Annotated in this window: 26 protein-coding genes; 10 read left to right on the top strand and 16 right to left on the bottom strand. The window is 73.2% G+C overall.

What is annotated here, in order from left to right; translation table 11 throughout:
• Positions 1–17: 17 nt before the first annotated feature.
• The 5 genes from araD to AB0924_RS21700 form a co-directional block, all read right to left on the bottom strand.
• Positions 18–1,760 carry an L-arabinonate dehydratase gene (gene araD, locus AB0924_RS21680; protein ID WP_366912209.1) on the bottom strand — a complete coding sequence of 581 codons (1,743 nt, stop codon included), beginning with the start codon at positions 1,758–1,760 and terminating at the stop codon, positions 18–20.
• Positions 1,748–2,659, bottom strand: a complete 912-nt coding sequence (locus AB0924_RS21685; protein WP_358931753.1) for a dihydrodipicolinate synthase family protein — start codon at positions 2,657–2,659, stop codon at positions 1,748–1,750. Before AB0924_RS21685 ends, araD begins: the two co-directional genes overlap by 13 nt.
• Entirely contained in the window at positions 2,656–3,312 is a 657-nt protein-coding gene (locus tag AB0924_RS21690; RefSeq protein WP_358931751.1) for a GntR family transcriptional regulator, read from the bottom strand. Before AB0924_RS21690 ends, AB0924_RS21685 begins: the two co-directional genes overlap by 4 nt.
• Before the next feature lie 129 nt (positions 3,313–3,441).
• A complete protein-coding gene (locus tag AB0924_RS21695) occupies positions 3,442–4,203 on the bottom strand; it encodes an MBL fold metallo-hydrolase (RefSeq protein WP_366912210.1) in 762 nt (253 codons plus the stop codon).
• A 181-nt stretch (positions 4,204–4,384) separates the two neighbouring features.
• Positions 4,385–4,966, bottom strand: a complete 582-nt coding sequence (locus AB0924_RS21700) for a TIGR03086 family metal-binding protein (protein ID WP_358931747.1) — start codon at positions 4,964–4,966, stop codon at positions 4,385–4,387.
• Between the two features lie 174 nt (positions 4,967–5,140).
• On the opposite strand from AB0924_RS21700, the gene AB0924_RS21705 reads away from it, so the two are divergent.
• Positions 5,141–6,373: an MFS transporter gene (locus tag AB0924_RS21705; protein ID WP_366912211.1), complete on the top strand. Its 1,233-nt coding sequence runs from the start codon at positions 5,141–5,143 to the stop codon at positions 6,371–6,373.
• On the opposite strand, the gene AB0924_RS21710 is transcribed toward AB0924_RS21705, so the two are convergent.
• Together AB0924_RS21710 and AB0924_RS21715 are read right to left on the bottom strand one after the other, a co-directional pair.
• Positions 6,310–7,473 carry a hypothetical protein gene (locus AB0924_RS21710; protein ID WP_358931743.1) on the bottom strand — a complete coding sequence of 388 codons (1,164 nt, stop codon included), beginning with the start codon at positions 7,471–7,473 and terminating at the stop codon, positions 6,310–6,312. The genes AB0924_RS21705 and AB0924_RS21710 overlap by 64 nt on opposite strands.
• Entirely contained in the window at positions 7,470–8,411 is a 942-nt protein-coding gene (locus tag AB0924_RS21715; RefSeq protein ID WP_358931741.1) for a 5-dehydro-4-deoxyglucarate dehydratase, read from the bottom strand. The genes AB0924_RS21710 and AB0924_RS21715 overlap by 4 nt, the downstream gene beginning before the upstream one ends.
• Before the next feature lie 250 nt (positions 8,412–8,661).
• Between AB0924_RS21715 and AB0924_RS21720 the strand changes: the two genes are divergently transcribed.
• The 7 genes from AB0924_RS21720 (at position 8,662) to AB0924_RS21750 (ending at position 16,032) form a co-directional block, all read left to right on the top strand.
• Positions 8,662–9,471: an NAD(P)-dependent oxidoreductase gene (locus AB0924_RS21720; RefSeq protein WP_366912213.1), complete on the top strand. Its 810-nt coding sequence runs from the start codon at positions 8,662–8,664 to the stop codon at positions 9,469–9,471.
• 268 nt (positions 9,472–9,739) lie between these two features.
• Positions 9,740–10,510 carry a DeoR/GlpR family DNA-binding transcription regulator gene (locus tag AB0924_RS21725; RefSeq protein WP_358931961.1) on the top strand — a complete coding sequence of 257 codons (771 nt, stop codon included), beginning with the start codon at positions 9,740–9,742 and terminating at the stop codon, positions 10,508–10,510.
• 105 nt (positions 10,511–10,615) lie between these two features.
• A complete protein-coding gene (locus AB0924_RS21730; RefSeq protein ID WP_366912214.1) occupies positions 10,616–11,986 on the top strand; it encodes a sugar ABC transporter substrate-binding protein in 1,371 nt (456 codons plus the stop codon).
• On the top strand, positions 11,983–12,921 hold the full coding sequence (locus AB0924_RS21735; RefSeq protein ID WP_366912215.1) for a sugar ABC transporter permease: 939 nt from the start codon (positions 11,983–11,985) through the stop codon (positions 12,919–12,921). The genes AB0924_RS21730 and AB0924_RS21735 overlap by 4 nt, the downstream gene beginning before the upstream one ends.
• Positions 12,918–13,763 carry a carbohydrate ABC transporter permease gene (locus AB0924_RS21740; RefSeq protein WP_366912216.1) on the top strand — a complete coding sequence of 282 codons (846 nt, stop codon included), beginning with the start codon at positions 12,918–12,920 and terminating at the stop codon, positions 13,761–13,763. The genes AB0924_RS21735 and AB0924_RS21740 overlap by 4 nt, the downstream gene beginning before the upstream one ends.
• The gene (locus tag AB0924_RS21745) at positions 13,760–14,749 is read left to right on the top strand and encodes a zinc-dependent alcohol dehydrogenase family protein (protein WP_358931731.1); all 990 of its coding nucleotides are present in this window, start codon (positions 13,760–13,762) and stop codon (positions 14,747–14,749) included. The genes AB0924_RS21740 and AB0924_RS21745 overlap by 4 nt, the downstream gene beginning before the upstream one ends.
• A 71-nt stretch (positions 14,750–14,820) precedes the next feature.
• Positions 14,821–16,032 (top strand): TerD family protein, encoded by a 1,212-nt coding sequence (locus AB0924_RS21750; protein WP_366912244.1) that lies wholly within the window; start codon positions 14,821–14,823, stop codon positions 16,030–16,032.
• A 10-nt stretch (positions 16,033–16,042) separates the two neighbouring features.
• On the opposite strand, the gene AB0924_RS21755 is transcribed toward AB0924_RS21750, so the two are convergent.
• From AB0924_RS21755 to AB0924_RS21770, 4 genes are all read right to left on the bottom strand, one after another.
• Entirely contained in the window at positions 16,043–16,663 is a 621-nt protein-coding gene (locus AB0924_RS21755) for a helix-turn-helix domain-containing protein (RefSeq protein WP_366912218.1), read from the bottom strand.
• A 65-nt stretch (positions 16,664–16,728) separates the two neighbouring features.
• Positions 16,729–17,385 (bottom strand): 2'-5' RNA ligase family protein, encoded by a 657-nt coding sequence (locus AB0924_RS21760; RefSeq protein WP_366912219.1) that lies wholly within the window; start codon positions 17,383–17,385, stop codon positions 16,729–16,731.
• 74 nt (positions 17,386–17,459) lie between these two features.
• On the bottom strand, positions 17,460–18,911 hold the full coding sequence (locus AB0924_RS21765) for an alkaline phosphatase PhoX (protein WP_366912220.1): 1,452 nt from the start codon (positions 18,909–18,911) through the stop codon (positions 17,460–17,462).
• 174 nt (positions 18,912–19,085) lie between these two features.
• On the bottom strand, positions 19,086–20,513 hold the full coding sequence (locus tag AB0924_RS21770; protein ID WP_366912221.1) for a hypothetical protein: 1,428 nt from the start codon (positions 20,511–20,513) through the stop codon (positions 19,086–19,088).
• Between the two features lie 264 nt (positions 20,514–20,777).
• On the opposite strand from AB0924_RS21770, the gene AB0924_RS21775 reads away from it, so the two are divergent.
• On the top strand, positions 20,778–22,604 hold the full coding sequence (locus AB0924_RS21775; RefSeq protein ID WP_358931721.1) for an endonuclease/exonuclease/phosphatase family protein: 1,827 nt from the start codon (positions 20,778–20,780) through the stop codon (positions 22,602–22,604).
• 13 nt (positions 22,605–22,617) lie between these two features.
• On the opposite strand, the gene AB0924_RS21780 is transcribed toward AB0924_RS21775, so the two are convergent.
• From AB0924_RS21780 to AB0924_RS21800, 5 genes are all read right to left on the bottom strand, one after another.
• Entirely contained in the window at positions 22,618–23,355 is a 738-nt protein-coding gene (locus tag AB0924_RS21780; protein WP_366912222.1) for an SRPBCC domain-containing protein, read from the bottom strand.
• 229 nt (positions 23,356–23,584) lie between these two features.
• Entirely contained in the window at positions 23,585–24,205 is a 621-nt protein-coding gene (locus AB0924_RS21785) for a DUF3618 domain-containing protein (RefSeq protein ID WP_366912223.1), read from the bottom strand.
• The gene (locus AB0924_RS21790; protein WP_366912224.1) at positions 24,202–24,621 is read right to left on the bottom strand and encodes a phage holin family protein; all 420 of its coding nucleotides are present in this window, start codon (positions 24,619–24,621) and stop codon (positions 24,202–24,204) included. Before AB0924_RS21790 ends, AB0924_RS21785 begins: the two co-directional genes overlap by 4 nt.
• 54 nt (positions 24,622–24,675) lie before the next feature.
• Complete coding sequence (locus tag AB0924_RS21795) at positions 24,676–25,362, bottom strand: hypothetical protein (protein ID WP_366912225.1); 687 nt, start codon at positions 25,360–25,362, stop codon at positions 24,676–24,678.
• Entirely contained in the window at positions 25,359–25,499 is a 141-nt protein-coding gene (locus tag AB0924_RS21800; protein ID WP_358931711.1) for a hypothetical protein, read from the bottom strand. Before AB0924_RS21800 ends, AB0924_RS21795 begins: the two co-directional genes overlap by 4 nt.
• Positions 25,500–25,667: 168 nt before the next feature.
• On the opposite strand from AB0924_RS21800, the gene dapA reads away from it, so the two are divergent.
• On the top strand, positions 25,668–26,561 hold the full coding sequence (gene dapA / locus AB0924_RS21805; RefSeq protein ID WP_366912226.1) for a 4-hydroxy-tetrahydrodipicolinate synthase: 894 nt from the start codon (positions 25,668–25,670) through the stop codon (positions 26,559–26,561).
• Positions 26,562–26,631 lie beyond the last annotated feature (70 nt).

A 26,631-nucleotide genomic window follows, 5' to 3' on the forward strand; every position in this document is an offset into this window, starting at 1 on the left:
CCGTGGTGGGGCGCCGGTCAGCCGGCGTAGGGGTCCGGCACGGTGCCCTGGCGGGCCAGGAACTCGAAGTCGCAGCCGGTGTCGGCCTGGGTGATCTGCTCGTTGTAGAGGGCGCCGTAACCGCGCTCGTACCGTGCGGGCGGCGGCGTCCACGCCGCCCGCCTGCGCTCCAGTTCCGTGTCGTCGACGTGGAGCCGGAGGGCGCGCCCCTCGACGTCCAGGGTGATGAGGTCACCGGTGCGCACCAGCGCCAACGGTCCGCCGATGTACGACTCCGGCGCCACGTGCAGCACGCAGGCCCCGTAACTGGTGCCGCTCATCCGGGCGTCGGAGATCCGCACCATGTCCCGCACGCCCTGCTTCAGCAGGTGGTCCGGGATGGGGAGCATGCCGTACTCGGGCATGCCCGGGCCGCCCTTGGGACCGGCGTTGCGCAGGACCAGCACGCTGTCGGGGGTGATCCCCAGGGACGGGTCGTTGATGGTGCGCTGCATCGCCTTGTAGTCGTCGAAGACGACCGCGGGGCCGGTGTGCCGGAGCAGGTGGGGCTCGGCGGCGATGTGCTTGATGACGGCGCCGTCGGGGCAGAGGTTGCCGCGCAGCACCGCGACCCCGCCCTCGCTCGCGACCGGGTTGTCCCGGGGCCGGATCACGTCGTCGTCGTGCACCTGGGCTCCGGCGAGCTGCTCGCGCAGGGTGTCGTGCGACACCGTCGGCCGGTCCAGGTGGAGCAGGTCGGGGATCCGGGAGAGGAAACCGGGCAGGCCGCCCGCGAAGTGGAAGTCCTCCATGAGGTAACGCTGTCCGCCGGGGCGGACGTCGGCGAGGACCGGGACCGTGCGGGCGATGCGGTCGAAGTCGTCCAGGGTGAGCCGCACCCCGGCCCGCCCGGCCATGGCGATCAGGTGGATCACGGCGTTGGTGGAACCGCCGAGGCCGAGGACGGTCGTCACCGCGTCCTCGAAGGCCTCGCGGGTGAGGATCCGGCTCAGCCTGCGGTCCCGGTGGACCAGTTCGACGGCGGTCATGCCCGCCCTGGCCGCCATCCGGTCGTGCCCGGAGTCCACCGCCGGGATGCTCGACGCGCCCGGCACGGTCACCCCGAGCGCCTCGGCGGCGGCGGTCAGCGTGGACGCCGTGCCCATGGTCATGCAGTGGCCGGGCGAGCGGGCCAGGCCGCTCTCCAGCTCGGTCATCTCGCAGTCGCCGATGAGGCCGGCCCGCTTGTCGTCCCAGTACTTCCACATGTCGGTGCCGGAGCCGAGGACCTCGCCGCGCCAGTGGCCGGGGAGCATGGGCCCGGCCGGAACGAAGACGGCAGGCAGGTCCACCGAGGCCGCGCCCATGAGCAGGGCGGGCGTGGACTTGTCGCAGCCGCCCATCAGCACCGCGCCGTCGACGGGGTAGGAGCGCAGCAGCTCCTCCGTCTCCATCGCGAGCATGTTGCGGTAGAGCATCGGGGTCGGCTTCTGGAAGGTCTCGCTGAGGGTGGAGACCGGGAACTCCAGCGGGAAGCCGCCCGCCTGCCACACCCCGCGCTTGACGGCCTGGGCGCGGTCGCGCAGGTGGACGTGGCAGGGGTTGATGTCGGACCAGGTGTTGAGGATCGCGACGACCGGCTTGCCGAGGTGCTCCTCGGGGAGGTAGCCGAGCTGGCGGGTACGGGCGCGGTGACTGAAGGAGCGCAGGCCGTCGGTGCCGTACCACTGGTGGCTGCGGAGCTCCTCGGGATCTCTGCGGGGCGCGTTCATATCGACCATCCGGCGGCGATGGCGGCGACCTCGGCGCGCTCGTCCGCGGGCAGCGGCTTGCTCGGCGGGCGGACGTCCCGGCGGCACAGGCCGAGCGCGGCGAGCGCCTCCTTGACGACGGTGACGTTGTTGGCGTTGCCGTGGGCGGCGCGCAGGTCCTCGAAGCGGCGGATCTGCTCCCAGACCTTCATGGCGGCCGGGAAGTCTCCGGACCGGAGCGCCTCGATCATGTTGCGGGAGACGGCGGGGGCGACGTTCACCAGCCCCGAGGTGAAGCCGGTGGCACCGGCCGAGAAGTAGGACGGGGCGTAGGGCTCGGCGAGGCCGGCGACCCACACGAAGCGGTCGAGCCCCGCGTCCCGGGCGAAGCCGGCGAAGCGCGCGGCGTCCGGGACGGCGTACTTGACACCCACCACGTTCGGGCACTGGTCGGCGAGTTCGGCGAGGCGGGCGCCGGCCAGCCGCTCGTTGCGGATGTACGGCACCACGCCCAGCTCGGGCACGGACTCGGCGATCGCGCGGTGGTAGTCGACCCAGCCGGCGGCCGAGACGTACGGGTGCACGGGCTGGTGGACCATCACCATCGCGGCGCCGGTGTCGCGGGCGTGCCGGGCGGAGTCGATGGCGGTGGGCAGGTCGTGGCCGACGCCGACCAGGACCACGGCGCGGTCGCCGGCCTCCTTCGCGGTCAGCTCGGTGACGAGGCGGCGCTCCTCGGGGGCGAGGGCGTAGAACTCGCCGGTGTTCCCGTTGGAGGTGATGGTGGTGATCCCGCCGTCGAGCAGCCGGCGCAGCAGGGCCCGGTGGGTGTCCCGCTCGACGGAGCCGTCCTCGGCGAACGGGGTCACCGGGATGGCCACCACGTCGGCCAGGGCCGCCCGCTGGGTCTCGAACGCCACGCTGCTCATTCCTGGCCTTCCTCGGGGTGGGGCTCGGAGATCGCCCGCCGTACGAACGACGCGATGTGGGCGTGCAGGGCGCTCGCCGCGCCGTCCGCGTCGCCCTCGAGCGCGAGCCGCAGGATGTCCCGGTGCTCGGCGGCCTCCCGCTCCCAGGAGGGGTCGGCCGCCCAGGCCACGGCCGCGACGAGGGCGGCCTGGTCACGGACCTCGTCGAGCATCCGGCCCAGCAGCGGGTTGCCGCACGGCAGGTACAGGGCGCGGTGGAACTGGCGGTTGGCCAGGGAGCGTTCGGCGGTGTCGCCGGCGGAGTCGGCGCGGGCCAGCGCCTCGCTGGCGGCGTCCAGGGACGCCCCGCGCCGCACGGCCCGGCGCAGGGCCTCGGGCTCCAGCAGCAGCCGGACGTCGTAGACCTCACGCGCCATGTCCGCGTCCACCATGCGCACCGTGACGCCCTTGTACTGGCTCATGACGACGAGCCCGGTCCCGGCGAGGGTCTTCAGGGCCTCGCGCACCGGGGTCTTGGACACCCCGAACTGGGCGGCGAGTTCCGTCTCGACCAGGGCCTGACCGGGCGTCAGCTGCCCGGTCAGGATGCGGTGTTTGATCGCGTCCAGCACGTACTGCGTGCGGGACGGGATCGGCGTGGGCACAGAGGTCATACGGCCCTCTCGGATCTCGCGTATCGCGTCTCATATATGACGTACGAAGTACGACGCGTTGAAGGTAGGAGGGGGCCCGTGTTTCGTCAATGCATCTGACAAAGGAAGTCGAGGTTGCCGCCAGGCGCCTCAGACGCTGTGGCTGTCGCCCTCCAGGGCGGCACGGGCGGGCCGTCCGAAGGCCTCGGCGGCGCGGGCGGTGGCCGCCGCCCGGGTGAGGGTGGGTCCGACGTGGGTGACGACCAGCTCGCGCACCCGTGCCTCCCGGGCGACGCGGCCGGCGTCCTCAGGGGTGAGGTGGACCTGCGGGAAGTGTTCGCCACCGCGATGCTCGTCGATGTCCGCCTCGCACAGGAACAGATCGGCGCGGGCGGCGAGTTCGGTGAGCGCGGCGCAGGGGCCGCTGTCCCCCGAGTAGGCCAGCACACTCCCCTGGCATTCGGCGCGCAGCCCGTACGCCTCGGTGTCGTGGGCGACGGCGCGGGCGGTGAGCCGGAGGTTCCAGTGCCGGACGTCGAGGCCGTCGTACAGGGCCCGGAAGTCGAAGACGCCCTTCAGGAACTCGGTGTCCGGGCGCCCGAAGAAGCCCGCCAGCCGGCGTGCGCAGTCCTGCGGCGCGTACACCGGCACGGGCGCGGCCGGGGTCATCCCGCCGAACGCGAAGGCGTAGGCGGCGGCGAGCAGATCGGCGCTGTGGTCGGCGTGCAGATGCGAGATCCAGATCGCGGTGAGCCGCGCGGGATCCGTGTGCCGCTGCAACGCCGCGAAGGTACCGGGCCCCGCGTCCACCCACACCTCGGCGCCCCCGCCGGCCACCAGATACCCGGAGCACGGCCGGTCGGGACCGGGGTGCGGGGAGGCGGCGCCGAGAACGGTGAGGGTGAGCGGCATAGCACGGAGAGTACGGGGTGTGACGCCGGGCTCCGGCCGGTTCGGTCAAGGACGCGCCCCGCGGCGCCGGGGCCCGCGGCGCGGGGCGCTCCGGCACCGCAGGCGGCACGACCGGCGGCGGCGCCGGCTGCCGCGCGGCACGCCGGCGGTCAGGACCGCCTCCGAAGGGGGCGGCCGGGCGTCACGGGCGCCACCCCGGATCCCGGCCGCTCAGTCCCACCGCCCGGTCCAGCAGAGGCGCGCCGTCCGGTACCGGGACGACCGGGCCGAAGATGCCGTCGCCGCGGCCGGCGTCCTCGGCGGCGGCGAGGAGGAAGCGGTGTGCCGTGTCGAGGGCGTCGGGGTCGGGCGCGTAGGACTGCCCCGTCGCGCGGGCCAGGTCCCAGCCGTGGATCACCAGTTCGTCGACGGCGACGGCGCCCGCGACCTCGCCGGGCAGGTCGATGCCGCCGGCCCGGGTGAAACCGGTCCAGGCGGCCGGGTCGCGCCAGGCGTCGGCCAGTTCGTCCAGCGCCTTGGGCAGTTCCTCGCGCCAGCCGGGGCCGAGGTCCGGGACGGCGGCGTCCGGGCTGGTGTCGGTCGTCGCGCCGAGGTCCTTGCGGGCGGCGTCACGGAAGGCGACCGACAGGTGCAGGATGTGGCCGAGCAGGTTGCGCACCGCCAGGTCCGGGCACGGCGTGGCGGCCGTGAGCCGCTCGTCGGCGACGGCCTCGGCGAGCCGTGCCACGATCCGGGTCTGCGGGCCGAGATCCAAAATGGTCATGGGTCACTCCTCGTAGGTCGCACTGTCCGTACGAAACGTTGACCGTCCCGCTCCCCGGAACTCATCGGTCGCCGCCGAGCCACTCCCACGGCGGACGGCCGCCACCGCCCCGCGTCCGGGAATAGGGCACTCTGCCGATGCCAGGCCCCCGCCTTAGGCCCACGATGGGCGGGCATGACGACTTCCTGGTCCCTGGTCCGCGTCCTGCGGGACCGCGACGCGGTGCTGTACCTCGCCGGCGTGGTGGTGTCGGCCTTCGGCACCTCCTCGCTGTGGCTGGCGTCGGGGGTGTGGGTGAAGGACCTCACGGGGTCCGACGGCCTGGCCGCCCTGAGTGTGCTCGCCCTGTGGGCGCCCACGCCGGCGGGTCCGGCGCTCGGCGCGCCGGCGGACCGGACGCGGCGCAAGCCCCTGCTGGTGGTGGCGAACCTGGGCCTGGCCGGGCTGCTCCTCACCCTGTTCGCCGCCGACTCCGCCGGCCACCCGTGGCTGCTCTTCGCCGTGCTGTTCCTGTACGGCGCCGTCGGTGTCGTCCACGACGCCGCCGAGTCGGCTCTGGTCGCCGCCGTCGTCGCTCCGGAGCTTCTCGGCGACTTCAACGGGCTGCGGACGGCCCTCACGGAGGGCATGAAACTCGTCGCCCCGCTGACGGGAGCGGGTCTCTACGCGCTCTACGGCGGCCCGGCCGTGGCCTGCCTGGACGCCGTCACCTTCGTCCTCGCCGCCGGTGTGTGCGCCCTGCTGCGGGTGCGCGAGGAGCGGCCCGCACGGGCCGGTGACGGATGGCGGCGACAGACCGCGCAGGGCGTCGGGCACCTGTGGGGGCACCCCGTGCTGCGCCCCCTGATCGTGGCGGGCGGTGCGACCATGCTGCTGGCCGGGCTCGCCGGCTCCACGGTGTACGCCGTCGTCGACCGCCTCGGCCACTCCCCCGCCTACGCGGGCGTGCTGTACGCCTTCCAGGGCGCCGGTTCGGTGGCGGCCGGGCTGGTCTCGGGGCCCGCGCTGCGCCGGCTGGGCGCGCGCCGGTTCGCGGCGGCGGGTATCGCGCTGACCGGGGTCGCCGCGGCCACGCGGGCCGTGCCGTCGGACCCGGTGGCCCTGGTGGGCTGCGTGGCGGGCGGGCTCGGCCTGCCCTGCGCGCTGATCGCCGCGTTCACCGCGGTACAGCGCCAGACCCCGGGGCCGCTGCTGGGCCGCGCGACGGCGACCGCCAACACGCTGGTCCTCACTCCGAACGTGCTCGGACTGGCCCTCGGGGCCGCCCTGGTCGAACTGGCGGGCCCGGGACTGCTGCTGCCGCTCTACGGCGCCGCGTTCGTCGCCGCGGCGGCCGCCCTGGCTCACCGCGCCGACAGCGCCTCGCGCACCGCGGACAGGTCGTCGTCCGACGCCAGCCCGGCGTGATACAGCCGCAGTTCCGTCGCGCCCTCGGCACGCGCGCGTGCCGCGTCCCGCGCGAGGGTGCCGGGGCTGCCGCCCATCCCGGTGACCACCGTGAAGTTGGCCGCCAGGACCTTCCGTCCGTCCGCCCGTGCGGCGAAGGGCGCCAGCAGTCCGGTACCGCCCGTACACGGCACCACCACACCGTCCGCGACACCGAGGACGTGGGCGGGGTCGACGCCGGCGTTGGCGCCGCAGTGGTACGGCACCGGGTCGGCGTGCAGCAGCACCTGGAAGCCCTCGGGCGCCGCGGCCCGTACGGCGGCGACGGCCTCCTCCTGGAGGGTGCGGGCGACGGTGTCGCGCCACGCGCGTGTGGCGGCCGCCGTGTCCTCTCCGAGGAGCTTCTCGACCGACGGCCAGCCCCCGTCGTCCGCCGCGCCCCGCCACAGCGGCTCCAGCGCGGCGCGCACCCCGGCCGCCAGCCGGCCGGGGTCCAGCCCCTGTTCGCCGTAACCGGCGCCGCAGGACGGGCAGAAGCACAGGGACATCAGGTACTGCCCGGCGTCCCCGAGACCGACCCCGGAGGTCTTGTCGTGCGCGTGCAGGTGCTGCAGGCCGTACCAGCCGAGGGACTCCAGCTCGGTGCCGTGCGCGCCCGGGCGCACGGCGGCCTCGGCGGCCAGGTCGACCAGGTACGCGCGCGTGGCGGGCTGCGCGACGCACGGCGCCCACGGGTAGCGGTCGCCGTAGGCGTTGACCACCGAGGTGTCCGGATGCTCGGCGCCCATGCGGGAGTTGTGGGCGAGGACGACCCAGGTGTGCACCTCGAGGCCGGCCGCCGCGAGCGCCCCGGCGGCCTCGCCGTAGGCGTCGCCGGGGGCCCAGCGTCCGGCGGGGTACGGGCGCAGCGCGCGGCCCGCCCAGCGGTCGCCCGGCGGGTAGAGGACGGCCGCGTGCTCCGCCGTCACGATGCGGTGGCGGGGGTGGCGGGGGGTCAGGGCGCGGGTGGAGTGGTAGGCGGAGGCGAGGGTGACCTGCCCGGCACCGAGCGAGGCGATCCGCTCGGGGGCGCGCGGGTCCCCGGCCACGTCCCAGGGGTAGAGGAACGCCGACGTCTTCACGCCTCCCCCTCCAGCAGCGCGTGTCCGCGCTCGATGAGCCGGGCGAGCCGCTTGACGTGGTCCTCGCCCGGCTCGTGCAGCGGCGGGCGGACCTCTCCCACGTCCAGGCCGCGCAGCCGTACGCCCGCCTTGACGAGCGAGACGGCGTAGCCGCGGCCCTGGGCGCGCAGTTCCACGAACGGGCCGTAGAAGCCGTCCAGGAGGCGCCGCACGGTGGCCTCGTCGCCCGAGCGCAGCGCCCGGTGGAAGGCGAGGGCGATCTCCGGGGCGAAGCAGAAGACGGCCGAGGAGTACAGGGTGACGCCGAGGGCGCGGTAGGCGAGCTGGGTCTGCTCGGCGGTCGGCAGGCCGTTGAAGTAGAGGAAGTCGCCGGGGGCCCCGGTGCGCACGGCGCTGACGACGCGCTGCATCAGGTCCAGGTCGCCGAGCCCGTCCTTGAGACCGATGACGCCCTCGGTGCGGGCCAGTTCCACGACGGTCGGCGGGGTGAAGACCGCGTTGTCGCGCTGGTAGACGATGACCGGCAGGGCGGTGGCGGCGGCGATCTCCCGGTAGTGCCGCAGCAGTCCTTCCTGGCCGGCGAGGACGAGGTACGGCGGCATCGCCAGCAGTCCGTCGGCGCCCGCCTCCTCGGCGGTGCGCGCGTAGCGGACGGCGAGCGCGGTGCCGTAGCCGGCGCCGGCGACGACGGGCACCCGCCCTCCGGCCGCCTCGACGGCCGCCCGGACGCAGGCCTCGAACTCCTCGGGCAGCAGCGCGTGGAACTCGCCGGTGCCGCAGCAGGCGAAGACGGCGGCGGCACCCGCCGCGACGCCCTCGCGCACATGGGCGCGGTAGACGTCGAGGTCGACGGAGCCGTCGGGGCCGTAGGCCGTGACGGGGAAGAACAGCGGTCCGCTCGGATCGCGGAGCCGGGCGGCGAGAGGGGCTGGCGTCACGAGCGCTCCCTGTCGGTGCATGCTTCTGATCGGCGTCCATATTCCTGAACAATTGCACGCTACGGGCCCCTTTCGGCCCGGGTCAAGCGTGCAAACCCGCGACATGGCACCGGATTTCCCCACTCCACGGCACACTTGACGGGATCCGCCACCGCTTTCTAGCGTGTCCACACATGTGAATGGTGTCCATGTGAATGATGCGCGCGCATGGCCGTTCAGCATTCGTCAGAGGCGACCAAGGAGACCGAGGATGCCCGCTCCCCGCACCGTTCTGCTCACCGGCGCCGCCGGCGGGCTCGGCACCCTGATGCGGTCCCTGCTGCCGGAGTACGGCTACTCGCTGCGCCTGTTCGACGTGCGGCCCGTCGAGGGCGAGCCGGACGCCGTCACCGCGGACCTCACCGACACGGACGCGCTGCGCGAGGCGGTGCGGGGCGTCGACGCGGTCATCCACCTCGCGGGCATCTCCCTGGAAGCGCCGTTCGAGAAGATCCTGAAGTCGAACGTCGAGGGCACCTACAACCTGTACGAGGCCGCCCGCCTCGAAGGCGTGCCCCGGATCGTCTTCGCCTCCTCCAACCACGCCGTCGGCTTCACCCCGGCCCCGGGCCCGGGCGAACCGCTGATCCCCATCGGCACCCCGCGCCGCCCGGACACCTTCTACGGCCTGTCCAAGTCCTTCGGCGAGGACCTCGCCCAGCTCTACTGGGACAGGCACGGCCTGGAGACCGTCTCCGTGCGCATCGGCTCCTGCTTCCCGGAGCCGACCAGCGTGCGCATGCTCTCGGTGTGGATGAGCCCGGACGACGGCGCCCGCCTCTTCCACGCGGCCCTGACCGCCGAGGGGGTCGGCCACACCGTGGTCCACGGCTCCTCGGCCAACACCCGCCTGTGGTGGGACCTCACCAGCGCGCGGGCGCTCGGTTACGACCCCCAGGACGACTCCGAGCCGTACGCGGAGAAGCTCATCGCCGAGCAGGGTGAACTCGACCCGGCGAACCCCGCGCACAGCCACCTCGGCGGCCACTTCGTGAACGACCCGCCCATCTGGCCGTACTGACGCGGCCGGCCCCCGAGGCCGGAAACGGCCGCTCACGGCGGCGGGCGGGCACCGAACGGGCCCGCCCGCCGCCGTTTCGGGCATCCGGACCGCCCGATCCCACCCCGCCCCGCACGGCCCCGCAGGTCCGCGACGGGCACCGCACACCCCGAACGGGCACAACCGGGCAGGATCGGGCCCGTAACAGACCTGGTCAGCGCCGCACACCCGCTGTAGAACTTCCCCCATGGGCCCGAACGGGCAGCTCGGCGGGGAAGCGGGTGAGGACATGGGCACCAGGACGGCGGAGGAACGCCAGCGCGAGATCGTGCGGGCCGCGCGCACCACCGGCTCGGTCGACGTCACCGCGCTCGCCGCCGAACTGGGCGTGGCCAAGGAGACCGTCCGGCGCGATCTGCGCGCCCTGGAGGACCACGGCCTGGTCCGCAGGACGCACGGCGGCGCCTATCCGGTCGAGAGCGCCGGTTTCGAGACGACACTCGCCTTCCGCGCCACCAGCCACGTCCCCGAGAAACGCCGGATCGCGGCCGCCGCGGCCGAACTGCTCGGCGACGCGGAGACGGTCTTCGTGGACGAGGGCTTCACCCCGCAGCTCATCGCCGAGTCCCTGCCGGCCGGCCGGCCGCTGACCGTGGTCACCGCGTCCCTGCCGGTCGCCGGCGCCCTGGCGGAGGCCGAGAACGTGTCGGTCCTGCTCCTCGGCGGGCGGGTCCGGGCCGGCACGCTGGCCACCGTCGACCACTGGGCCACCCGGATGCTGTCCGGCTTCGTGATCGACCTCGCCTACATCGGGGCCAACGGCATCTCCCGCGACCACGGGCTCACCACCCCCGATCCCGCGGTCAGCGAGGTGAAGACCCAGGCCGTCCGCGCCGCGCGGCGCACCGTCTTCGCGGGCGTGCACACCAAGTTCGGAGCGGTCAGCTTCTGCCGGTTCGCCGAGATCGGCGCGCTGGAGGCGATCGTGACGAGCACGCTGCTGCCGGCCACCGAGGCCCACCGCTACTCCCTGCTGGGCCCGCAGGTCATCAGGGTCTGAACGGCCGGGCCCGGGGATCCGGGTCCGCGACTCCGCATCACCTCCCACGGGGCACCCACGCACCACCGAACGCCCCTTATCTCCCCATACATCCAGGAGCGATCCATGCGCATCCCGAGCCGACGGAGGCCGCGAGCCACGCTCGCCACGGCCGCCGCGGGGACGCTGCTCGCCCCGCTGCTCGCCGGCTGCTGGGCCGGTGCGGGCGGGACCGGTTCCGGCGGCGACTCCATCAACGTGCTGATGGTCAACAACCCCCAGATGACCGAGCTGCAGAAGCTCACCGCCGCCCACTTCACCAAGGAGACCGGCATCAAGGTCAACTTCACGGTCCTGCCCGAGAACGACGTCCGCGACAAGATCAGCCAGGACTTCGCCAACCAGGCCGGCCAGTACGACGTGGCCACCCTGTCCAACTACGAGATACCGATCTACGCCCGCAACGGCTGGCTGCACGACATGGACGGCTACGTCGCGAAGGATCCCGCCTACGACGAGCAGGACGTGCTGAAGCCGATGCGCCAGTCCCTTACGGCGCGGGACGGCAAGCTCTACGGACAGCCCTTCTACGGCGAGTCGTCCTTCCTGATGTACCGCAAGGACGTGTTCGCGGCGAAGGGCCTCACGATGCCCGCCCGCCCCACCTGGCGGCAGGTGGCCGACCTCGCCGCGAAGGCGGACGGCGCCCGGCCCGGCATGAAGGGCATCTGCCTGCGCGGGCTGCCCGGCTGGGGCGAGCTGATGGCGCCGCTCACCACCGTGGTGAACACCTTCGGCGGCACCTGGTTCGACAAGGGCTGGAAGGCGCGGCTGGACTCCCCGGAGTTCGAGAAGGCGACAAAGTTCTATGTCGATCTGGTGCGCGAGCACGGCGAGTCCGGCGCCGCCCAGTCCGGTTTCGCCGAGTGCCTGAACGGCATGACCCAGGGCAAGGTCGCCATGTGGTACGACGCCACGAGCGCCGCCGGCCTGCTGGAGGCGGCCAAGTCCCCGGTCAGGGGCAAGCTCGGCTACGCCCCCGCCCCCGTCGAGCGGACCGGCTCCTCCGGCTGGCTCTACACCTGGGCCTGGGGCATCCAGAAGGCCTCCCGCAACCCCGACAAGGCCTGGAAGTTCGTGTCCTGGGCGTCCGGCAAGGGCTACGAGCGGCTGGTCGGCGAGACCAGCGGCTGGTCAAACGTCCCGGCGGGCAAGCGGGCGTCGACCTACCAGGACGCCGACTACCGCGAGTCGGCCGCCGCCTTCCAGGAGATGACCCGGAAGGCTATCGAGGGCGCCCGCCCGAACGATCCCGGCGTACAGCCGCGGCCCGCGCCCGGCATCCAGTTCGTCGGCATCCCCGAGTTCACCGACCTCGGCACCAAGGTCTCCCAGGAGATCAGCGCGGCCATCGCCGGACGCCAGTCCGTCGACTCGGCCCTGAGGAAGTCACAGGCGCTCGCCGAGAAGATCTCCGAGGAGTACGAGGGACGATGACAGCGACGACCACGGCACCGATCGCGACCACACCCGCACGGGCGGCACGCCGCCCCCCGGCCCGGCTGCGCGCCTGGGCCACCCGGGCCCCGCTGCTGCCGGCCCTCGTCTTCATGATCGTCGTGACCCAGCTGCCGTTCGTGGCCACGCTGGTGATCTCCTTCTTCGACTGGAACGCCCTCTATCCGAAGGCCCGCCGCTTCACCGGTTTCGACAACTACCGGCAGGTGCTGACCGACGCGGACCTGCGCCACTCGGTGTGGACGACCCTGCTGCTCACGGTGGCGGTGGTGCTGGCCAGCCTGGTCCTCGGCCTGGTCCTGGCCCTGCTGCTGGACCGGCGGTTCCGGGGCCGGGGCGTCGTGCGCACGCTGCTCATCGCGCCCTTCCTGGTGGTGCCGGTGGCGGCGGCCCTGCTCTGGAAGCATGTGCTCTACAACCCTGAATACGGGCTGCTCAATGGGCTGTTGCACTATGTGGGCGGCCCACAGCCGGACTGGATCTCGAACACCCCGCTGCTCGCCGTCGAGGCCTCGCTGGTGTGGCAGTGGACGCCGTTCATGATGCTGATCCTGCTGGCCGGACTGCAGAGCCGGGACCAGCAGCAGATCGAGGCCGCGCGGGTCGACGGCGCGAGCGACTGGCAGATCTTCCACCATCTGACGTTGCCCCACCTGCGCCGCTATCTGGAACTCGGCGCCCTGCTCGGGTCGATCTACATCGTCCAGAACTTCGACGCGGTGTTCACGATCACCTCCGGCGGCCTCGGCACCGCGAACCTGCCCTACACCGTCTACCAGAGCTTCTACCAGGCCCACGAGAACGGCCTCGCCTCGGCCGCCGGCGTCCTGGTGGTCATCGGCTCCATCGTCATCGCGACCTTCGCCCTGCGCGTGGTGTCGTCCCTGTTCCGCGAGGAGGTGTCCCGCGCATGAGCGCCACCGTCGTCAAGCGCAGGGTGCGCACGGGAACCGGCCTGGGTCTGGTGGCCTGGCTGGCCGGCATCGTGTTCTTCCTGCCCATCGCCTGGATGGCTCTGACGTCCTTCCACTCCGAGGCGGACGCGGCGACCAACCCGCCCTCCTTCGCCGCCTCCCTCACCCTGGACGGCTACCGCGAGTTCTTCGGCACCGGCGGCGGGGCGAGTCCCTGGCCGGCGCTGATCAACTCCACGGTGGCCTCGGTGGTCTCGACCCTCTGCGTGCTGCTGCTCGCCCTGCCGGCGGCGTACGCGCTGTCGATCAGGCCGGTGCGCAAGTGGACGGACGTGCTGTTCTTCTTCCTCTCCACGAAGATGCTGCCGGCCGTCGCGGGCCTGCTCCCGGTCTACCTGTTCGCGAAGAACGCCGGGATGCTCGACAACATCTGGCTGCTGGTCGTCCTCTACACCTCGATGAACCTGCCGATCGCGGTGTGGATGATGCAGTCCTTCCTCGCCGAGGTGCCGGTCGCGGTGATCGAGGCGGCCCGCGTGGACGGGGCCCGGCTGCCGACCGTCCTCACGCGCGTGGTGGCCCCGATCGCGCTGCCCGGCATCGCGGCGACCGCCCTGATCTGCTTCATCTTCAGCTGGAACGAACTGCTCTTCGCCCGGGTCCTGACGGGCGTGGCCGCCGAGACCGCCCCCGTCTTCCTGACCGGCTTCATCACCAGCCAGGGCCTGTTCCTGGCCAAGGTGTGCGCCGCGTCGCTCGTCATCTCCCTGCCGGTGCTCGCCGCGGGGTTCGCCGCCCAGGACAAGCTGGTCCAGGGCCTGTCGTTGGGAGCCGTGAAATGAAGGCCGCCGTCATCGAGTCCGTGGGCCGCGCCGTCGTCACCGAGGTGCCCGACCCCACGCCCGGACCCCGCGAGGTCGTCGTGGAGGTGGCCGCGTGCGGCCTGTGCGGCACCGATCTGCACATCCTTCAGGGCGAGTTCGCGCCCAAGCTGCCCATCGTCCCCGGGCACGAGTTCGCGGGCGAGGTGGTCGGCGTCGGCACCCAGGTCACGGAGGTCGCGGTCGGCGACCGGGTGGCCGTGGACCCGTCCCTGTACTGCTACGAGTGCCGCCACTGCCGCACCGGCCACAACAACCTGTGCGAGCGGTGGGCCGCGATCGGCGTGACCACGGCCGGCGGCGCCGCGCGGTACGCGGTGGCCCCGGTGGCGAACTGCGTCAGGCTGCCCGAGCACGTGCGCACCGAGGACGCCGCCCTGGTGGAGCCGCTGTCCTGCGCGGTGCGCGGCTACGACGTGCTCAACTCGCGCCTCGGCGCCCATGTGCTGATCTACGGCTCCGGAACGATGGGCCTGATGATGCTGGAGCTGGCCAAGCGCACCGGCGCGGCGAGCGTGGACGTCGTCGACGTGAACCCGGCCCGGCTGGAGACGGCGCGGAGCCTCGGCGTCTCGGCGTCGGCCGCGAACGCTGACGAGCTGGACCGGCCGCGGGGCTGGGACGTGGTGGTCGACGCGACCGGCAACGCGGCGGCCATCCAGGACGGTCTGGACCGGGTGGCGAAGGCCGGCACGTTCCTGCAGTTCGGGGTGGCCGACTACGCGACCCGGGTGACCATCGACCCGTACCGGATCTACAACCAGGAGATCACCATCACCGGTTCCATGGCGGTGCTGCACAGCTTCGAGCGGGCGGCGGAGCTGTTCGCGAACGGCGTGCTGGACCCGGAGGTGTTCATCAGCGACCGGATCCCGCTGGAGCGCTACCCCGAGGCGCTGGAGCAGTTCGCGGCGGGTGTCGGCCGGAAGATCGTCGTGGTGCCCTGAGCCGAACGGGGGTCGCGCCGTCGGTAAGGGAACGGTAAAGCGGTGCCGTTCGTTCACCCGGCATGACAGCTATGACCCCCGGCTCGAACATCCCCCTGTCCGCCGCCCGCGTGACGGTGGACGTCGCCGCCCCGGTGCGGCTCGACGTATCGGGCCTGCTGCTCACCGCCGACGGCAAGGTGCGCTCCGACGACGACTTCATCTTCTACAACCAGCCCGGCGGCCCCGGTGTGACGTACCGGTCCGGTGGCGGTGCCGCGCCCGACGCGATCGAGGTCGACACCGCCGCCGTACCGCCGGAGATCGAGAAGATCGTGGTCACCGCCAGCCCGGACGCGGCGGGCCAGACCTTCCAGGGCATCGAGCCGACGGCCACCGTCCGGGACGCCGCCGGCGGCTCGGTCCTGGCGACCTTCACGCCCCCGCGGCTCGGCTCGGAGACGGCGCTGGTGGTCATGGAGATCTACCGCCGCAACGGCCAGTGGAAGGCCCGCGCCGTCGGCCAGGGGTACGCCGACGGGCTGGCCGGCATCGCCACGGACTTCGGCGTGACGGTGGAGGAGCCCGCCGCCGCGCCCGCCGCGCCGCCGGTCACGGCACCGGTGGCCCCGCCGCGGCCCGCCGCCCCGCCGGCCCCCGCCACGCAGGCACCGGCCACTGAGCCGCCCGCGCCCGCCGCCCCCGCGGCTCCGGCGCCCGGCACCGGGAAGGTCAACCTGGACAAGGGCCGGGTCAGCCTCCAGAAGAACCAGACCGTGTCCCTGGTCAAGGGCGGCCGCCCGCTGCTCTCGCTGGTCCGGATGGGCCTCGGCTGGGAGCCCGCGTACCGCGGCAAGGACATCGACCTGGACGCCTCGGTCATCGCCTACGGCCCGCAGCGCAACCCGGTCGACAGCTGCTACTTCGGCAAGCTGTCGATCCTGAACGGCGCGATCAAGCACTCCGGTGACAACCTCACCGGTGAGGGCGGCGGCGACGACGAGGTGATCGTGGTCGACCTCGGGAGGATCCCGCAGGAGGTCACCGGCCTGGTCTTCACGGTCAACTCCTTCTCCGGCCAGAAGTTCACCGAGGTCGCCAAGGCCTACTGCCGCCTGGTGGACGCGGCATCGGGCGAGGAACTGGTCCGCTTCGACCTGACCAGCGCCGAGCCGCAGACCGGCGTGATGATGGCCAAGCTCATCCGGCAGTACTCCGGCGAGTGGGAGATGACGGCGATGGGCGACTTCGTGAAGGCGCGCACCGTGCGGAACATGGTCGGCCCGGGAGCCAGGGCGCTGTAGGCGCCGCCCGTCACGGCGGCCGGGGGCGCCCCCGCGCGGGGCGCCCGCCGGCCGGTTGGCCCAGCTGCCCGTGCAGGCCTTCCATCAGCAGGGTCAGATACCGGCGGATCTGCCCGCCCCGGCCGTCCGCGAACTCCGAGGCCGTCGCCACGCCGTGCGCCAGCCGCAGCAGTTCGACCGGCTCGACATCGGCTCGCAGGGTGCCCTCGGCCCGGGCCGCCGCCACCAGCCGGGCCACCGCGTCCCGGACCGGGGCGCAGCAGACCGGGACCGGCGCCGCCCCGCCGTCCATGACGGCCGAACCCAGCAGCGCCTTCAGTCCGCGCACCCGGATCGTCCCGGCGCACAGCTCGTTCAGCCACTCCACCAGCGCCGCGCCCGGCGGCAGACCCCGCGCCAGCTCGTCGGCCCGGGCGGCGAGCGCCGCCATCCGGTCGGCGTAGGCGGCCTCCAGCAGCGCCCGGCGGTTCGGGAAGTGCCGGTACAGCGTGCCGGAACCGACTCCGGCACGCTTGGCGATGTCGTCGAGCGAGGCGTTCTCCCCGTGCTCGGCGAAGACCTCCGCCGCCACCCGCAGCAGCCGCTCGTAGTTGCGCCGGGCGTCCGCGCGCATGGGTCTGGCCTGCGTCATCCAGGAACTCCTCGCGAACCGTGGGCCGATCCCGAACAGTACCGGGGGCGCTTCCCGCCGGACGGTCAGCAGTGGTCCGGCGGCTCGTACCCGGCGCCGGCCGGGTCCGGTCCGGTCCGGCGGCGGATCGCGCCGGTGCCCAGGGTGATCGTGGCGCGGACGCGCATGGGACCGTCACCGCGGCGGGACAGCACACAGATCCCGGCCACGCGCGCCTGCAGCACACCGAGCCGGGCGGCGCACTCGGCCGCCAGCTCACGCGGGGCACGGGTGCGGCCGAGCGAGAGGTGCGGGGTGAAGCACGGGAAGCGGTCCACGCAGTACGGGAACGGCTCCGCCAGCGCTTCCCGCAGCCCCGTCCAGGGCGCGAGGCCGGCCGCCGCGGGGTCGAGCCACACGGTGGCGAAGGCGCGATGGCGGAAGAAGCGGACCCCGTCGAGCCGGATGCCGAAGGGCTCGCGGTCCGCGGCCGCGGCGGCCAGCAGCGGGAGCGCCGCCGGGAAGTCCTCCTCCGGTACGAAGCCGAAGAGCAGGTTCACATGGGGCGGCCACCGGCGGATCTGCGGGTCGTGCTCGGCCCGGATCCGCTGGACGGCCGGCCACAGCGGGCCCGGAGGCAGCCAGGCGACGGCGGTCCGGGGCGTGGGCGCCGACGCAAGACGCCCGGGGGCGGCGGTCGGCCCGGGCCGCCCGGCGGGACCGGGCGTCTCGGGGCGGGGCACGCCTCCATCATGGCCCCGCCCGCCGCCGTCCGCCGCCCCTGAGGGCACCGCTCAGCCGGAGGAGGTGACGCGGTTCAGCGCTGCTGCCGCTTCCACGGGCCCGTGATGGCGAGCATGATGCCGGGCGTCTGGATGTTGGCGTACAGGGTCCTGCCGTCGGGCGAGAAGGTGACGCCGGTGAACTCGCTGTACTCGGGCTCCTCGGCGGTGCCCTGGTTCAGCTCGTTGCGGGCGATGGGGTAGGTGCGGCCGCTCTCCGTCGCGCCGAACAGGTGCTGCACGCCCTCGCCGTCCTCGGCGATGACCAGGCCGCCGTACGGGGAGACGGTGATGTTGTCCGGGCCGTCGAAGGCGCCGTCGACGGACGGGTCCGGGTTGACGCCGATGAGGACCTTCAGCGTCAGGGTGCGGCGCTTGGGGTCGTAGAACCAGACCTGGCCGTCGTGCTGGACGGGGCTCTCCGCACGGGCGTAGGAGGAGACGATGTAGGCGCCGCCGTCGCCCCACCACATGCCCTCGAGCTTGCGGGCGCGGGTGATCTGGCCCTCGCCGAACTGCTTGCGGGTGGAGACCTGCTTGGCGTCGCGGTCCGGGACGGTGACCCAGTCGACGCCGTAGACCGTGCCGGTCTTCGTGGCGCGGGAGAGGTCGTCGACGAACTTGCCGCCGGAGTCGAAGCACTTGAACGCCTGCAGGACGCCGGCGTCGTCGGCGAGGGTGCGCAGCTCGCCGCGGCCGTGGCGGAAGCCCTCCGGCGGGGTCCAGCGGTAGAGCAGGCCGTTGGGGCCGGAGGCGTCCTCGGTGAGGAACGCGTGCCCGCGCTTGGGGTCGATGACGACCGCCTCGTGGGCGTAGCGGCCGAAGGCCTTGACCGGCTTGGGGTCGCGGTTGGCCCGGCGGTCCTCGGGGTCGACCTCGAAGACGTAGCCGTGGTCCTTGGTGAAGCCGTTCTTGCCGGCCTTGTCCTCGGTCTCCTCGCAGGTGAGCCAGGTGCCCCACGGGGTGCTGCCGCCCGCGCAGTTGGTGGCGGTGCCGGCGATGCCCACCCATTCGGCGACCTCGCCGCCGCGCCGGACCTCGACGACGGTGCAGCCACCGGCCGCAGCCGGGTCGTAGACGAGGCCCTCGGTGAGCGGTACCGGGTGCGGCCACTGGGCGCGGGCCCCGGCGAGTTCGTGGTTGTTGACGAGGAGCGTGGTGCCGCGCGGGCCGTCGAAGGCGGCGGTGCCGTCGTGGTTGGACGGGGTGAACTCGCCCGACTCCAGCTTGGTCTTACCGCTGTAGGTGATGACCCGGTACTCGAACCCGGCGGGCAGCGCGAGGATGCCGTCGGGGTCGGGGAGCAGGGGGCCGTAGCCGACGCCGTGGTGCCCGTGGCCCCGCGCCGGCTCGCCGTCCGCGCCGCCGGTGTCCGTGGCGGCGAGGGCGCCCGGGGCGGTGGCGAGGGCGCCGACGCTGCCCGCGAGCGCGACTCCGGCACCGGTGATCGCGGATTTTCTGGCGAAGTCCCTGCGGCTGAGCGACATGGTGTCTCCTGTGACAGTGGGCGTGCCGTGGAGGGTGGCGTCCTGAGGTCGGCGCTCACGCTCCCGCCCGGTGCTGAACGGGAGTTGAACGCCGGGCTGCCACAGGGGTGCCTGTTCCATGAATCCGTACGCACTGCCCAACGGCCGGTAAAGCCCCCGGCCGCGGCCCGCTCCTCAGCCGCCGTGCTGCGAGCGGGCCTTGAAGGCGGCCTTGCGCGCCTCCTTGGCCACCTTCCTGTCCGGGTGCAGCCGCCCCATCGCCTCCAGCACGTCGGCGGTCGCGGGGTGGTCCACCCGCCACGCCGCGGCGAAGAACCCGCTGTGCTGCTCGGCCAGTCCCTCCACCAGGGCCTGCAGTTCCTCGGAGTTCCCCTCGGCCTGGAGCTGCGCGGCCAGGGTGTCGACGGTCAGCCAGAACACCAGATCCTGGGAGGGCGCGGGCACGCCCGAGGCGCCGTGTTCGCTCAGCCAGACCCGGGCGAGCCCGCCCAGCTCGGGGTCGTCGAGGACGTCCCGCAGCGCCGGCTCGGCCTCCGCGCCGACCAGGGACAGCGCCTGCTGGCAGCGCAGCCGGCGCAGCGGTGCCCCGGCGTCGGCGCCGCGTGCGGCCGCCAGCAACTCGCGGGCCGAGGAGAGCGGTTCGCGCCGGGCCAGCCACTGCTCGGTCTCGGCGCGGGCGGCGGACTGGCCGAAGCGCAAGGTGCCGTCGAGCAGCGCGTCCGCGCCCTTGTCGGCGAGTTCACCGACCGCGGGCGCCTCGAAGCCGGCCTCCAGCAGCCGTGCCCGCAGCCCGTACGCGCCGAGCGGGGTCAGCCGGACCATGCCGTAGCGGGAGACGTCGGTGTCGTCCACCGGCGCGGCGGGTTCCTCGTCGGCGTCGGCCATCAGCGCCTCGTCCACCGGCTGGTACTCGACGAGTCCGACCGGTTCCAGTATCCGGAACTGGTCGTCGAGGCGCATCATCGCGTCGGAGACCTGCTCCAGGACGTCGTTGGTGGGCTCGCCCATGTCGCCGGGGACGATCACCGAGGCGGCGAGGGCGGGCAGCGGTACCGGGGCGTCACCCGCGCCGCCCTCGGTGACGGTCAGCGCGTAGAGGGTGCCGAGCACGCCGTCGAGGAACTCCGTCTCGGCCTCCGGGTCCCAGTCGAGTGACGCGAAATCGATCTCGCCGCCCTCGTCCATGGCGTCGAGCAGGCCGTCCAGGTCGGGCACGCTCGCGTCCGCGACGACCGTCTCCAGGGCGCTGAGCCACACGGTGAGCACGTCGTGCGGGGAACCGGCGGTGAGCAGCGCCAGTTCCTTCCCGGCCGCCACGGTTCCGGCCTCCTCGTCGGTGACCGCGACCAGACCGGCGTCCACGGCCACCCGCCAGGCCTCGCTGGCGTGGGCGGCGGCGTCGTCCCCGCTCAGCCCGAGCAGTTCGGCGGCGGCCGGAAGCTGCTCCTCGACCAGTCCGCCGCCGGCGTCGACCCGGGTGCCGGGCCCGGCCCAGCGGGCGAGGCGGGCGGCGCGGGAGAGCAACGGTGTGGACAGCGCGGCGCGCGCCAGCTCCGCTTCGGGACGCAGCCGCACGGGCGGCAGGGGGGAGCTGTCTGACATCGGCTGAATCTCCTAGGACCGTGAAAGGGCTCAGCCGCTCAGCCTAGACGGATTTCCACCCATGCCGCCTGGTTCATCTCCCCGCCGGGCTGCGTACATGGCCGAAACCTTGACAACTCACCGCCGCAGGCAGGAGATTGACGCGCGTAGAAGTTGGGGGACAACTGTTCACTCGGCTCTACGCGTGTCACAGAGGGCCACGAGTCCCACACGCTGCCGTTCCACCCTCGTCCCGGCGCCCAGTCACGTCCCCGGAGGGATCCCTTGCCGAGCAGGTCTTCCGCGCGCCTCGCCGCGCTCACCGTCGCCGCCGTCTGCAGCGCGGCGTCAGCCGTCGTCCTCACCTCACCCGCGCACGCCGACTCGGTGCGCGTCCACGACATCCAGGGCACCACCCGGATATCCCCGTTCGCCGGGCAGAAGGTGACGGACGTTCCCGGCATCGTCACGGCCGTCCGAACCTACGGCTCCTCCAAGGGCTTCTGGCTGCAGGACGCCACGCCGGACGACAACCCGGCCACCAGCGAAGGCGTGTTCGTCTTCACCAGCTCCGCACCGAAGGTCGCGGCCGGCGACTCGGTCACGGTGACCGGCACGGTCTCCGAGTACGTCCCGGGCGGCGCCTCCTCCGGCAACCAGTCGCTGACGGAGATCACCAAGCCCACGGTCACCACGGTCTCCACCGGCAACGCCGTCCCGGCCCCGGTCGTCGTCGACGAGGACGCGGTGCCGGACGCCTACGCCCCGGCCGGCGACACCGCCGCGGCCGGTTCCGTCAACGGCCTCACCCTGGACCCGTCGAAGTACGCCCTGGACCACTACGAGTCCCTTGAGGGCATGAGCGTCCGGATCGCCGACGCGCGGGTGGTCACCGCGACCGACCCGTACAGCGAGCTGTGGGTCACGGTGAAGCCGCACGAGCACGCGAGCCGCCGCGGCGGCACGGTCTACGGCTCCTACGACTCCCAGAACACCGGCCGGCTGCAGATCCAGTCGCTGGGCTCGACCGCCGACTTCCCGAAGGCGAACGTCGGCGACAGCCTGGAGGGCAGCACCACCGGCCCGCTGGACTTCAACCAGTACGGCGGCTACACCCTGGTCGCGAGCGAGCTGGGCACGCTGAAGAGCGGCGGCCTTCAGCGCGAGACCACGCAGAAGCAGTCGGGACGCGAGCTCGCGGTGGCGACGTACAACGTCGAGAACCTCGACCCGTCGGACGCCACCTTCGACCAGCACGCCGCCGCGATCGTGCACAACCTGCAGTCGCCGGACATCGTGTCCCTGGAGGAGATCCAGGACAACAACGGCGCCAAGGACGACGGCACGGTGGACGCGAGCCAGACCGTGAACAAGCTGATCGACGCGATCGTCGCGGCCGGCGGCCCGAAGTACGACTGGCGTTCCATCGACCCGGTCAACGACCAGGACGGCGGCGAGCCCGGCGGCAACATCCGCCAGGCCTTCCTGTTCAACCCGGAGCGGGTGTCCTTCGCGGACCGCACGGGCGGCGACTCCACCACCGCGGTCGGCGTCACCAAGGCGCAGGGCAAGGCGCGGCTGACGGTCTCCCCGGGCCGGATCGCCCCGGCCGACGCGGCCTGGGCGAACAGCCGCAAGCCGCTGGCCGGCGAGTTCGTCTTCCGCGGCAAGACGGTGTTCGTGATCGCGAACCACCTGAACTCCAAGGGCGGCGACCAGGGCCTGACGTCCCAGTACCAGCCGCCGGTGCGCAGCTCGGAGATCCAGCGTCACGCGCAGGCGACCGTGGTGAACGGCTTCGTCAAGGACATCCTGTCGGTGCAGAAGAACGCCGACGTGATCGCGCTCGGCGACATGAACGACTTCGAGTTCTCCGGCACCGCCCAAATCCTCGAGGGCGACGGCGAGCTGTGGTCGGCGATCAAGTCGCTGCCGAAGAGCGAGCGTTACACCTACGACTACCAGGGCAACCAGCAGGTCCTGGACCAGATCCTGGTGAGCCCGGCGATCCGGCGCGACTGCGGCCTCGAGTACGACAGCGTGCACATCAACTCGGAGTTCAACGACCAGATCAGCGACCACGACCCGCAGGTGCTGCGGTTCCGTCCGTAGCCTGTGTCCCGGTTCAGGACTGGCCGAACACGCCGTTCAGCCAGTCCTGCCAGGCGGCTTCGTTCGCCCGGCCGTCGGCGCCGGGCGCGAAGTCGTGGACGCTGACGCCGAGCGGGGCGCCCCAGTGGCCGCGTCCGAAGAAGCGGACGAGGGCGCTGTCGGTGCGCAGCCCGATGAAGTACGGGTTCCGGTAGTCGAGTACGGCGTCCAGGGTCCGCCCGCCGGGCCCCTGGACACGGACCTTCGTGCCCGCGGCCGCGCCGTCCGCGAGTCCGAGGGCGCGGGCGACGGCCGCGAGCGCCCTGGGTGCCGCCGAGGCGGCGGGCCCGTTCACCTGGGCGAAGGCGACCGGACGGGGCGCGAAGTGCGTGAGGTACTCGCACAGTGTGTGCAGATAGAAGTTGGTGTGCTTGCTCGCGGTGTCGTACTGGTTGTTCCAGTCGTCGGTGAAGATGCCGCTGTGGACGTAGCGCACCCGGGCGCGGCGGCCCTCGTCGCGGGGCTCGATGGTGTGGTCGAGCCGGTTCAGCGACTGGCCGGACGTTCCCACGTCCTCGCTGCGGCTGGTGTAGCGGTGGGGCGGGTCCCACGCGGTGACCGTGGCTCCGAAGGGACCGCGGCCGCCCTCCCGGGGCTCGGGCGGGTCCATCGGCCACAGATAGCCGCCGGTACCGGTGGTGATCGCCGCCCAGACCTTCTCCGGCGGGGCGTCGACCTCGAACTCGCGGACGATCTCGAATTCCTCGGGCATGGCGGGGCTCCTGCTCGGCTCTCGGGGGCGGTCCGTATCGGACCGCGGGGTGGATCAGCTCGTCGACACCAAGCATCGCGGCCGCCGCCCCGGGGTCCCCGATCACGGTCATGTCCGGCGCGCGACCGCCCTCGCACCGACGGGCTTCCGCGTCCAGGAGGACGGAGCGAGCGGTGCGAGGGCGGTCAGCGGTGCCTGCCCGCCGGTGGGACGGGCGGGCCGGAGCGGGTCAGGAACAGCGGCTGTGCTGCCGGCGCCAGGCGATGACCGCCGCGACGGCGGCGGCGGTGAGGGCGCCGGCGGCCAGTACGGGCCCCGGGTGCCGCTTGCCGGCGTCCAGGGCGCCGCGCAGGGACTCCGTGAGGCCGCCGCCGGCGTGCCGCGCACGCCGTTCCCGCAGGGCGTGTCCGGCGCTGGTGGCCTGCTCCTGCAGGGCGTGTCCGGCGGTGCTGGTCCGCTCCTGCAGGGCGTGCCCGGCGCTCGTGGCGCGTTCCTGAAGGGCGTGCCTGGCCGGGGCCGACCGGTCCTGCACCGCGTGCCGGGCGTGGCCGGACCGGTCCTGCACCGCGTGGCGGGCGTGGCTCGACCGCTCCTGCATCGCGTGCCCGGTCCTGACCGCCCGCTCCTGCACGGTGTGCCCGGCCTGGGCGGCGGTGGAGCGGAGCTGCACGGTCATGGCGCCGGCCTTGTCCTTCAGGTCGGCGGCGCGGGCCTTGGCCCGGCCCTTCACATCGGCCTTGCCGACGAGCTGTTCGACGGTCTCGCCGAGCTGGCTGCGGGTGTGCTCTATCTGGTGCCGCAGTTCGTCGGGGCCCTTGGCGCCCGAGCCGTGCGGGTTCTTGTGGCTCATCGGTGTGCCCTTTCCCTGATCACGTCGACGTCCGCCTTGACGCTGCCGAGCGTCACCTCGGGTTTGGGCGGGGTCGCGCGGCGCAACTGGGCCCGGCCGGCCATGGCCAGCAGACCCGCCACGGCGAAGAACACCGCGGCGACGATCAGCGCCGACGCCCACACGGGCAGCGCGAGGGCGATCGCGGCGGTGGCGGCGCCGGCCAGGGTGATCAGGCCGACGTAACCGACGGCGCCCGCGGCACCGAGCAGTCCGCCGCCCCGTCCGGCATGGCGCCCCTTCTCGGCGAGCTCCTCCTTGGCGAGGGCGACCTCCTGCCGCAGGAGCCGGGAAAGCTGTTCGGTGGCCCGGCTGACGAGCTCACCCGTGGAAGGGTGCCCGTTGACAGAGGGCCGTGTCTGCGAGGTCACGGTCACGTGTTCCGCCTCCTCTTCCGTACGGAACTCCCCGAGTACCCAGGCCCGGATCCGTCACCCTCTCCCCTCTCCCCCCGTCCCGGGTGAGCCGAGCCGGGCGAGTTGCGTCTGGAACCAGTCCAGCCGGGCCTGCAACAGGGCCGCCTCGGCCACGAGTTCGGGTACGCCCATGTCCCCGCCGGCCGTCAACCCGGCGGACGGTGCGGCGGCTGCCGCCACCACCCGCAGGCCCTCTCCGGCCAGCCGGGCGAATCCGGCGAGCGGGACGGACGTACGTGCTCCCGCGCAGCCCGCGCACGCGGGTGCCAGGGCCTGCCAGCCGGGTCTGCCCCAGCCGGCGTCGGCGAGCGCGACCGGGCCGGCCCCGCAGGCGCACGGGCCCACGGCCGCCGTGCGCACCCGTTGCCGGGCGTACCGGAATCCGCGCTCGAAGCGGATGTAGGCACCGAGCACGGAGACTTCGAGCAGGACCGCCTCCCGGTGCTCGGCCGTGCACAGCATGGCCTCGGCGGCGGAGCGGTCGTGCACGCAGTGGAAGCCGCAGTCGCACAGGCGCGCGGGCGCGCGGTGCCGGCGCCCGTAGACGCAGGAGGCGTCGTCGAGCACGCCGTACGGCAGCGCGCCGCCCAGGGACACACCGGTGAACCCGGCCCGGGCGCCGTCCTGCGACAGCACCGGGTGGGCGATCTTGTATCCGGTCGGCGGCTCCGTCGGGCGTTCCACCGGGAGCCGCAGCCTCATCGGGCCGCCGGTACCTCTTCGCGGACCGACTCGGCCGGCGCGGTGCGGGTGATCTCCTCGGGGAGCTCCGGCTCCTCCCGGTGGACGAGGGGCCGCTCCTCGGCGACTCCGGTGGCCAGTGCCTTGCCGAGCTTCATGGTGCCTCCCATGACCGACGTCAATGACCGTCCCGACTCATAGTGACCCATGTCGGCCGACTTGGACACAGGACCTTCGGCCACCACCCCGATTCATCAGCATTACTAACCAATACTTCGTAGTGGAATTAAGTAGAGCTTCACCGTCGGGATGCCGAGACTACCTCTATGACGATCCGACGCAAGCCCTTCGGCCGCACCCTGTGCGCGATGATCACCCCGTTCACCGAGGCGGGCGCGCTCGACCTGGAGGGGGCCCGGCGGCTGGCGGACCGGCTGGTGACCGAGGGCTGCGACGGGCTGGTGCTGAACGGCACCACGGGCGAGTCGCCGACCACCACGGACGCGGAGAAGGCGGAGCTGATCACGGCCGTCCGGGAGGCGGTCGGCGACCGGGCCGCGCTGGTGGCGGGCGTCGGCACGGCGGACACCCGGCACACGGCCGAGGGTGCCCGCGCGGTGGAGAAGGCGGGCGCCGACGGCGTGCTGGTGGTGACGCCGTACTACAGCAGGCCGCCCCAGGAGGCGCTGGAGGCGCACTTCCGGCAGGTCGCCGACGCGAGCGGCCTGCCGGTGATGCTCTACGACATCCCGGGCCGCACCGGCACCCGGATCGAACCGGAGACGATGATCCGGCTCGCCGAACACCCCCGGATCGTCGCGGTCAAGGACTGCTCGTACGACTTCCTCGGCACCCAGAAGGTGCTGGCGCGGACGGAGCTGGCGTACTACGCGGGCTGCGACGAGCATGTGCTCGCGCTGTACGCGGTGGGCGCGGCCGGCTGCGTGAGCACGGTCGCCAACGCGGTGCCGGGGCGGATCGCCGCCATCCTGGACGCGTTCGACACGGGCGACACGGCCCGCGCGACCGAACTCCAGCTGGGCGTGACGCCGTTGATCGAGGCGATGATGGCCGCGGGCCTGCCCGGCACGGTCACCGCCAAGGCCCTGCTCGGCCGGCTCGGCCTGCCCGCCGGCCCGGTGCGCCCGCCCCTGCTGCCCGCCACCCCCGACACGGCCGACGGACTGCGGGCACTGTACGACCATCTCGTCGCGGCCTGACCGGCTCCGGGCGGGGCCGGACGCCGGGCCCGGAAAGGAACCGCGCCTCCCCGGGGCCCCGGCCGTACGG

The organism is Streptomyces sp. NPDC047869 (assembly GCF_040704065.1).
GTDB lineage: Bacteria > Actinomycetota > Actinomycetes > Streptomycetales > Streptomycetaceae > Streptomyces.

Bases quoted from the DNA above. Each gene is read 5' to 3' on its own strand.
- araD (WP_366912209.1), bottom strand. From the start codon at position 1,760: ATGGTCGATATGAACGCGCCCCGCAGAGATCCCGAGGAGCTCCGCAGC.
- AB0924_RS21685 (WP_358931753.1), bottom strand. From the start codon at position 2,659: ATGAGCAGCGTGGCGTTCGAGACCCAGCGGGCGGCCCTGGCCGACGTG.
- AB0924_RS21690 (WP_358931751.1), bottom strand. From the start codon at position 3,312: ATGACCTCTGTGCCCACGCCGATCCCGTCCCGCACGCAGTACGTGCTG.
- AB0924_RS21695 (WP_366912210.1), bottom strand. From the start codon at position 4,203: ATGCCGCTCACCCTCACCGTTCTCGGCGCCGCCTCCCCGCACCCCGGT.
- AB0924_RS21700 (WP_358931747.1), bottom strand. From the start codon at position 4,966: ATGACCATTTTGGATCTCGGCCCGCAGACCCGGATCGTGGCACGGCTC.
- AB0924_RS21705 (WP_366912211.1), top strand. From the start codon at position 5,141: ATGACGACTTCCTGGTCCCTGGTCCGCGTCCTGCGGGACCGCGACGCG.
- AB0924_RS21720 (WP_366912213.1), top strand. From the start codon at position 8,662: ATGCCCGCTCCCCGCACCGTTCTGCTCACCGGCGCCGCCGGCGGGCTC.
- AB0924_RS21725 (WP_358931961.1), top strand. From the start codon at position 9,740: ATGGGCACCAGGACGGCGGAGGAACGCCAGCGCGAGATCGTGCGGGCC.
- AB0924_RS21730 (WP_366912214.1), top strand. From the start codon at position 10,616: ATGCGCATCCCGAGCCGACGGAGGCCGCGAGCCACGCTCGCCACGGCC.
- AB0924_RS21735 (WP_366912215.1), top strand. From the start codon at position 11,983: ATGACAGCGACGACCACGGCACCGATCGCGACCACACCCGCACGGGCG.
- AB0924_RS21740 (WP_366912216.1), top strand. From the start codon at position 12,918: ATGAGCGCCACCGTCGTCAAGCGCAGGGTGCGCACGGGAACCGGCCTG.
- AB0924_RS21745 (WP_358931731.1), top strand. From the start codon at position 13,760: ATGAAGGCCGCCGTCATCGAGTCCGTGGGCCGCGCCGTCGTCACCGAG.
- AB0924_RS21750 (WP_366912244.1), top strand. From the start codon at position 14,821: ATGACCCCCGGCTCGAACATCCCCCTGTCCGCCGCCCGCGTGACGGTG.
- AB0924_RS21755 (WP_366912218.1), bottom strand. From the start codon at position 16,663: ATGACGCAGGCCAGACCCATGCGCGCGGACGCCCGGCGCAACTACGAG.
- AB0924_RS21765 (WP_366912220.1), bottom strand. From the start codon at position 18,911: ATGTCGCTCAGCCGCAGGGACTTCGCCAGAAAATCCGCGATCACCGGT.
- AB0924_RS21770 (WP_366912221.1), bottom strand. From the start codon at position 20,513: ATGTCAGACAGCTCCCCCCTGCCGCCCGTGCGGCTGCGTCCCGAAGCG.
- AB0924_RS21780 (WP_366912222.1), bottom strand. From the start codon at position 23,355: ATGCCCGAGGAATTCGAGATCGTCCGCGAGTTCGAGGTCGACGCCCCG.
- AB0924_RS21785 (WP_366912223.1), bottom strand. From the start codon at position 24,205: ATGAGCCACAAGAACCCGCACGGCTCGGGCGCCAAGGGCCCCGACGAA.
- AB0924_RS21795 (WP_366912225.1), bottom strand. From the start codon at position 25,362: ATGAGGCTGCGGCTCCCGGTGGAACGCCCGACGGAGCCGCCGACCGGA.
- AB0924_RS21800 (WP_358931711.1), bottom strand. From the start codon at position 25,499: ATGAAGCTCGGCAAGGCACTGGCCACCGGAGTCGCCGAGGAGCGGCCC.
- dapA (WP_366912226.1), top strand. From the start codon at position 25,668: ATGACGATCCGACGCAAGCCCTTCGGCCGCACCCTGTGCGCGATGATC.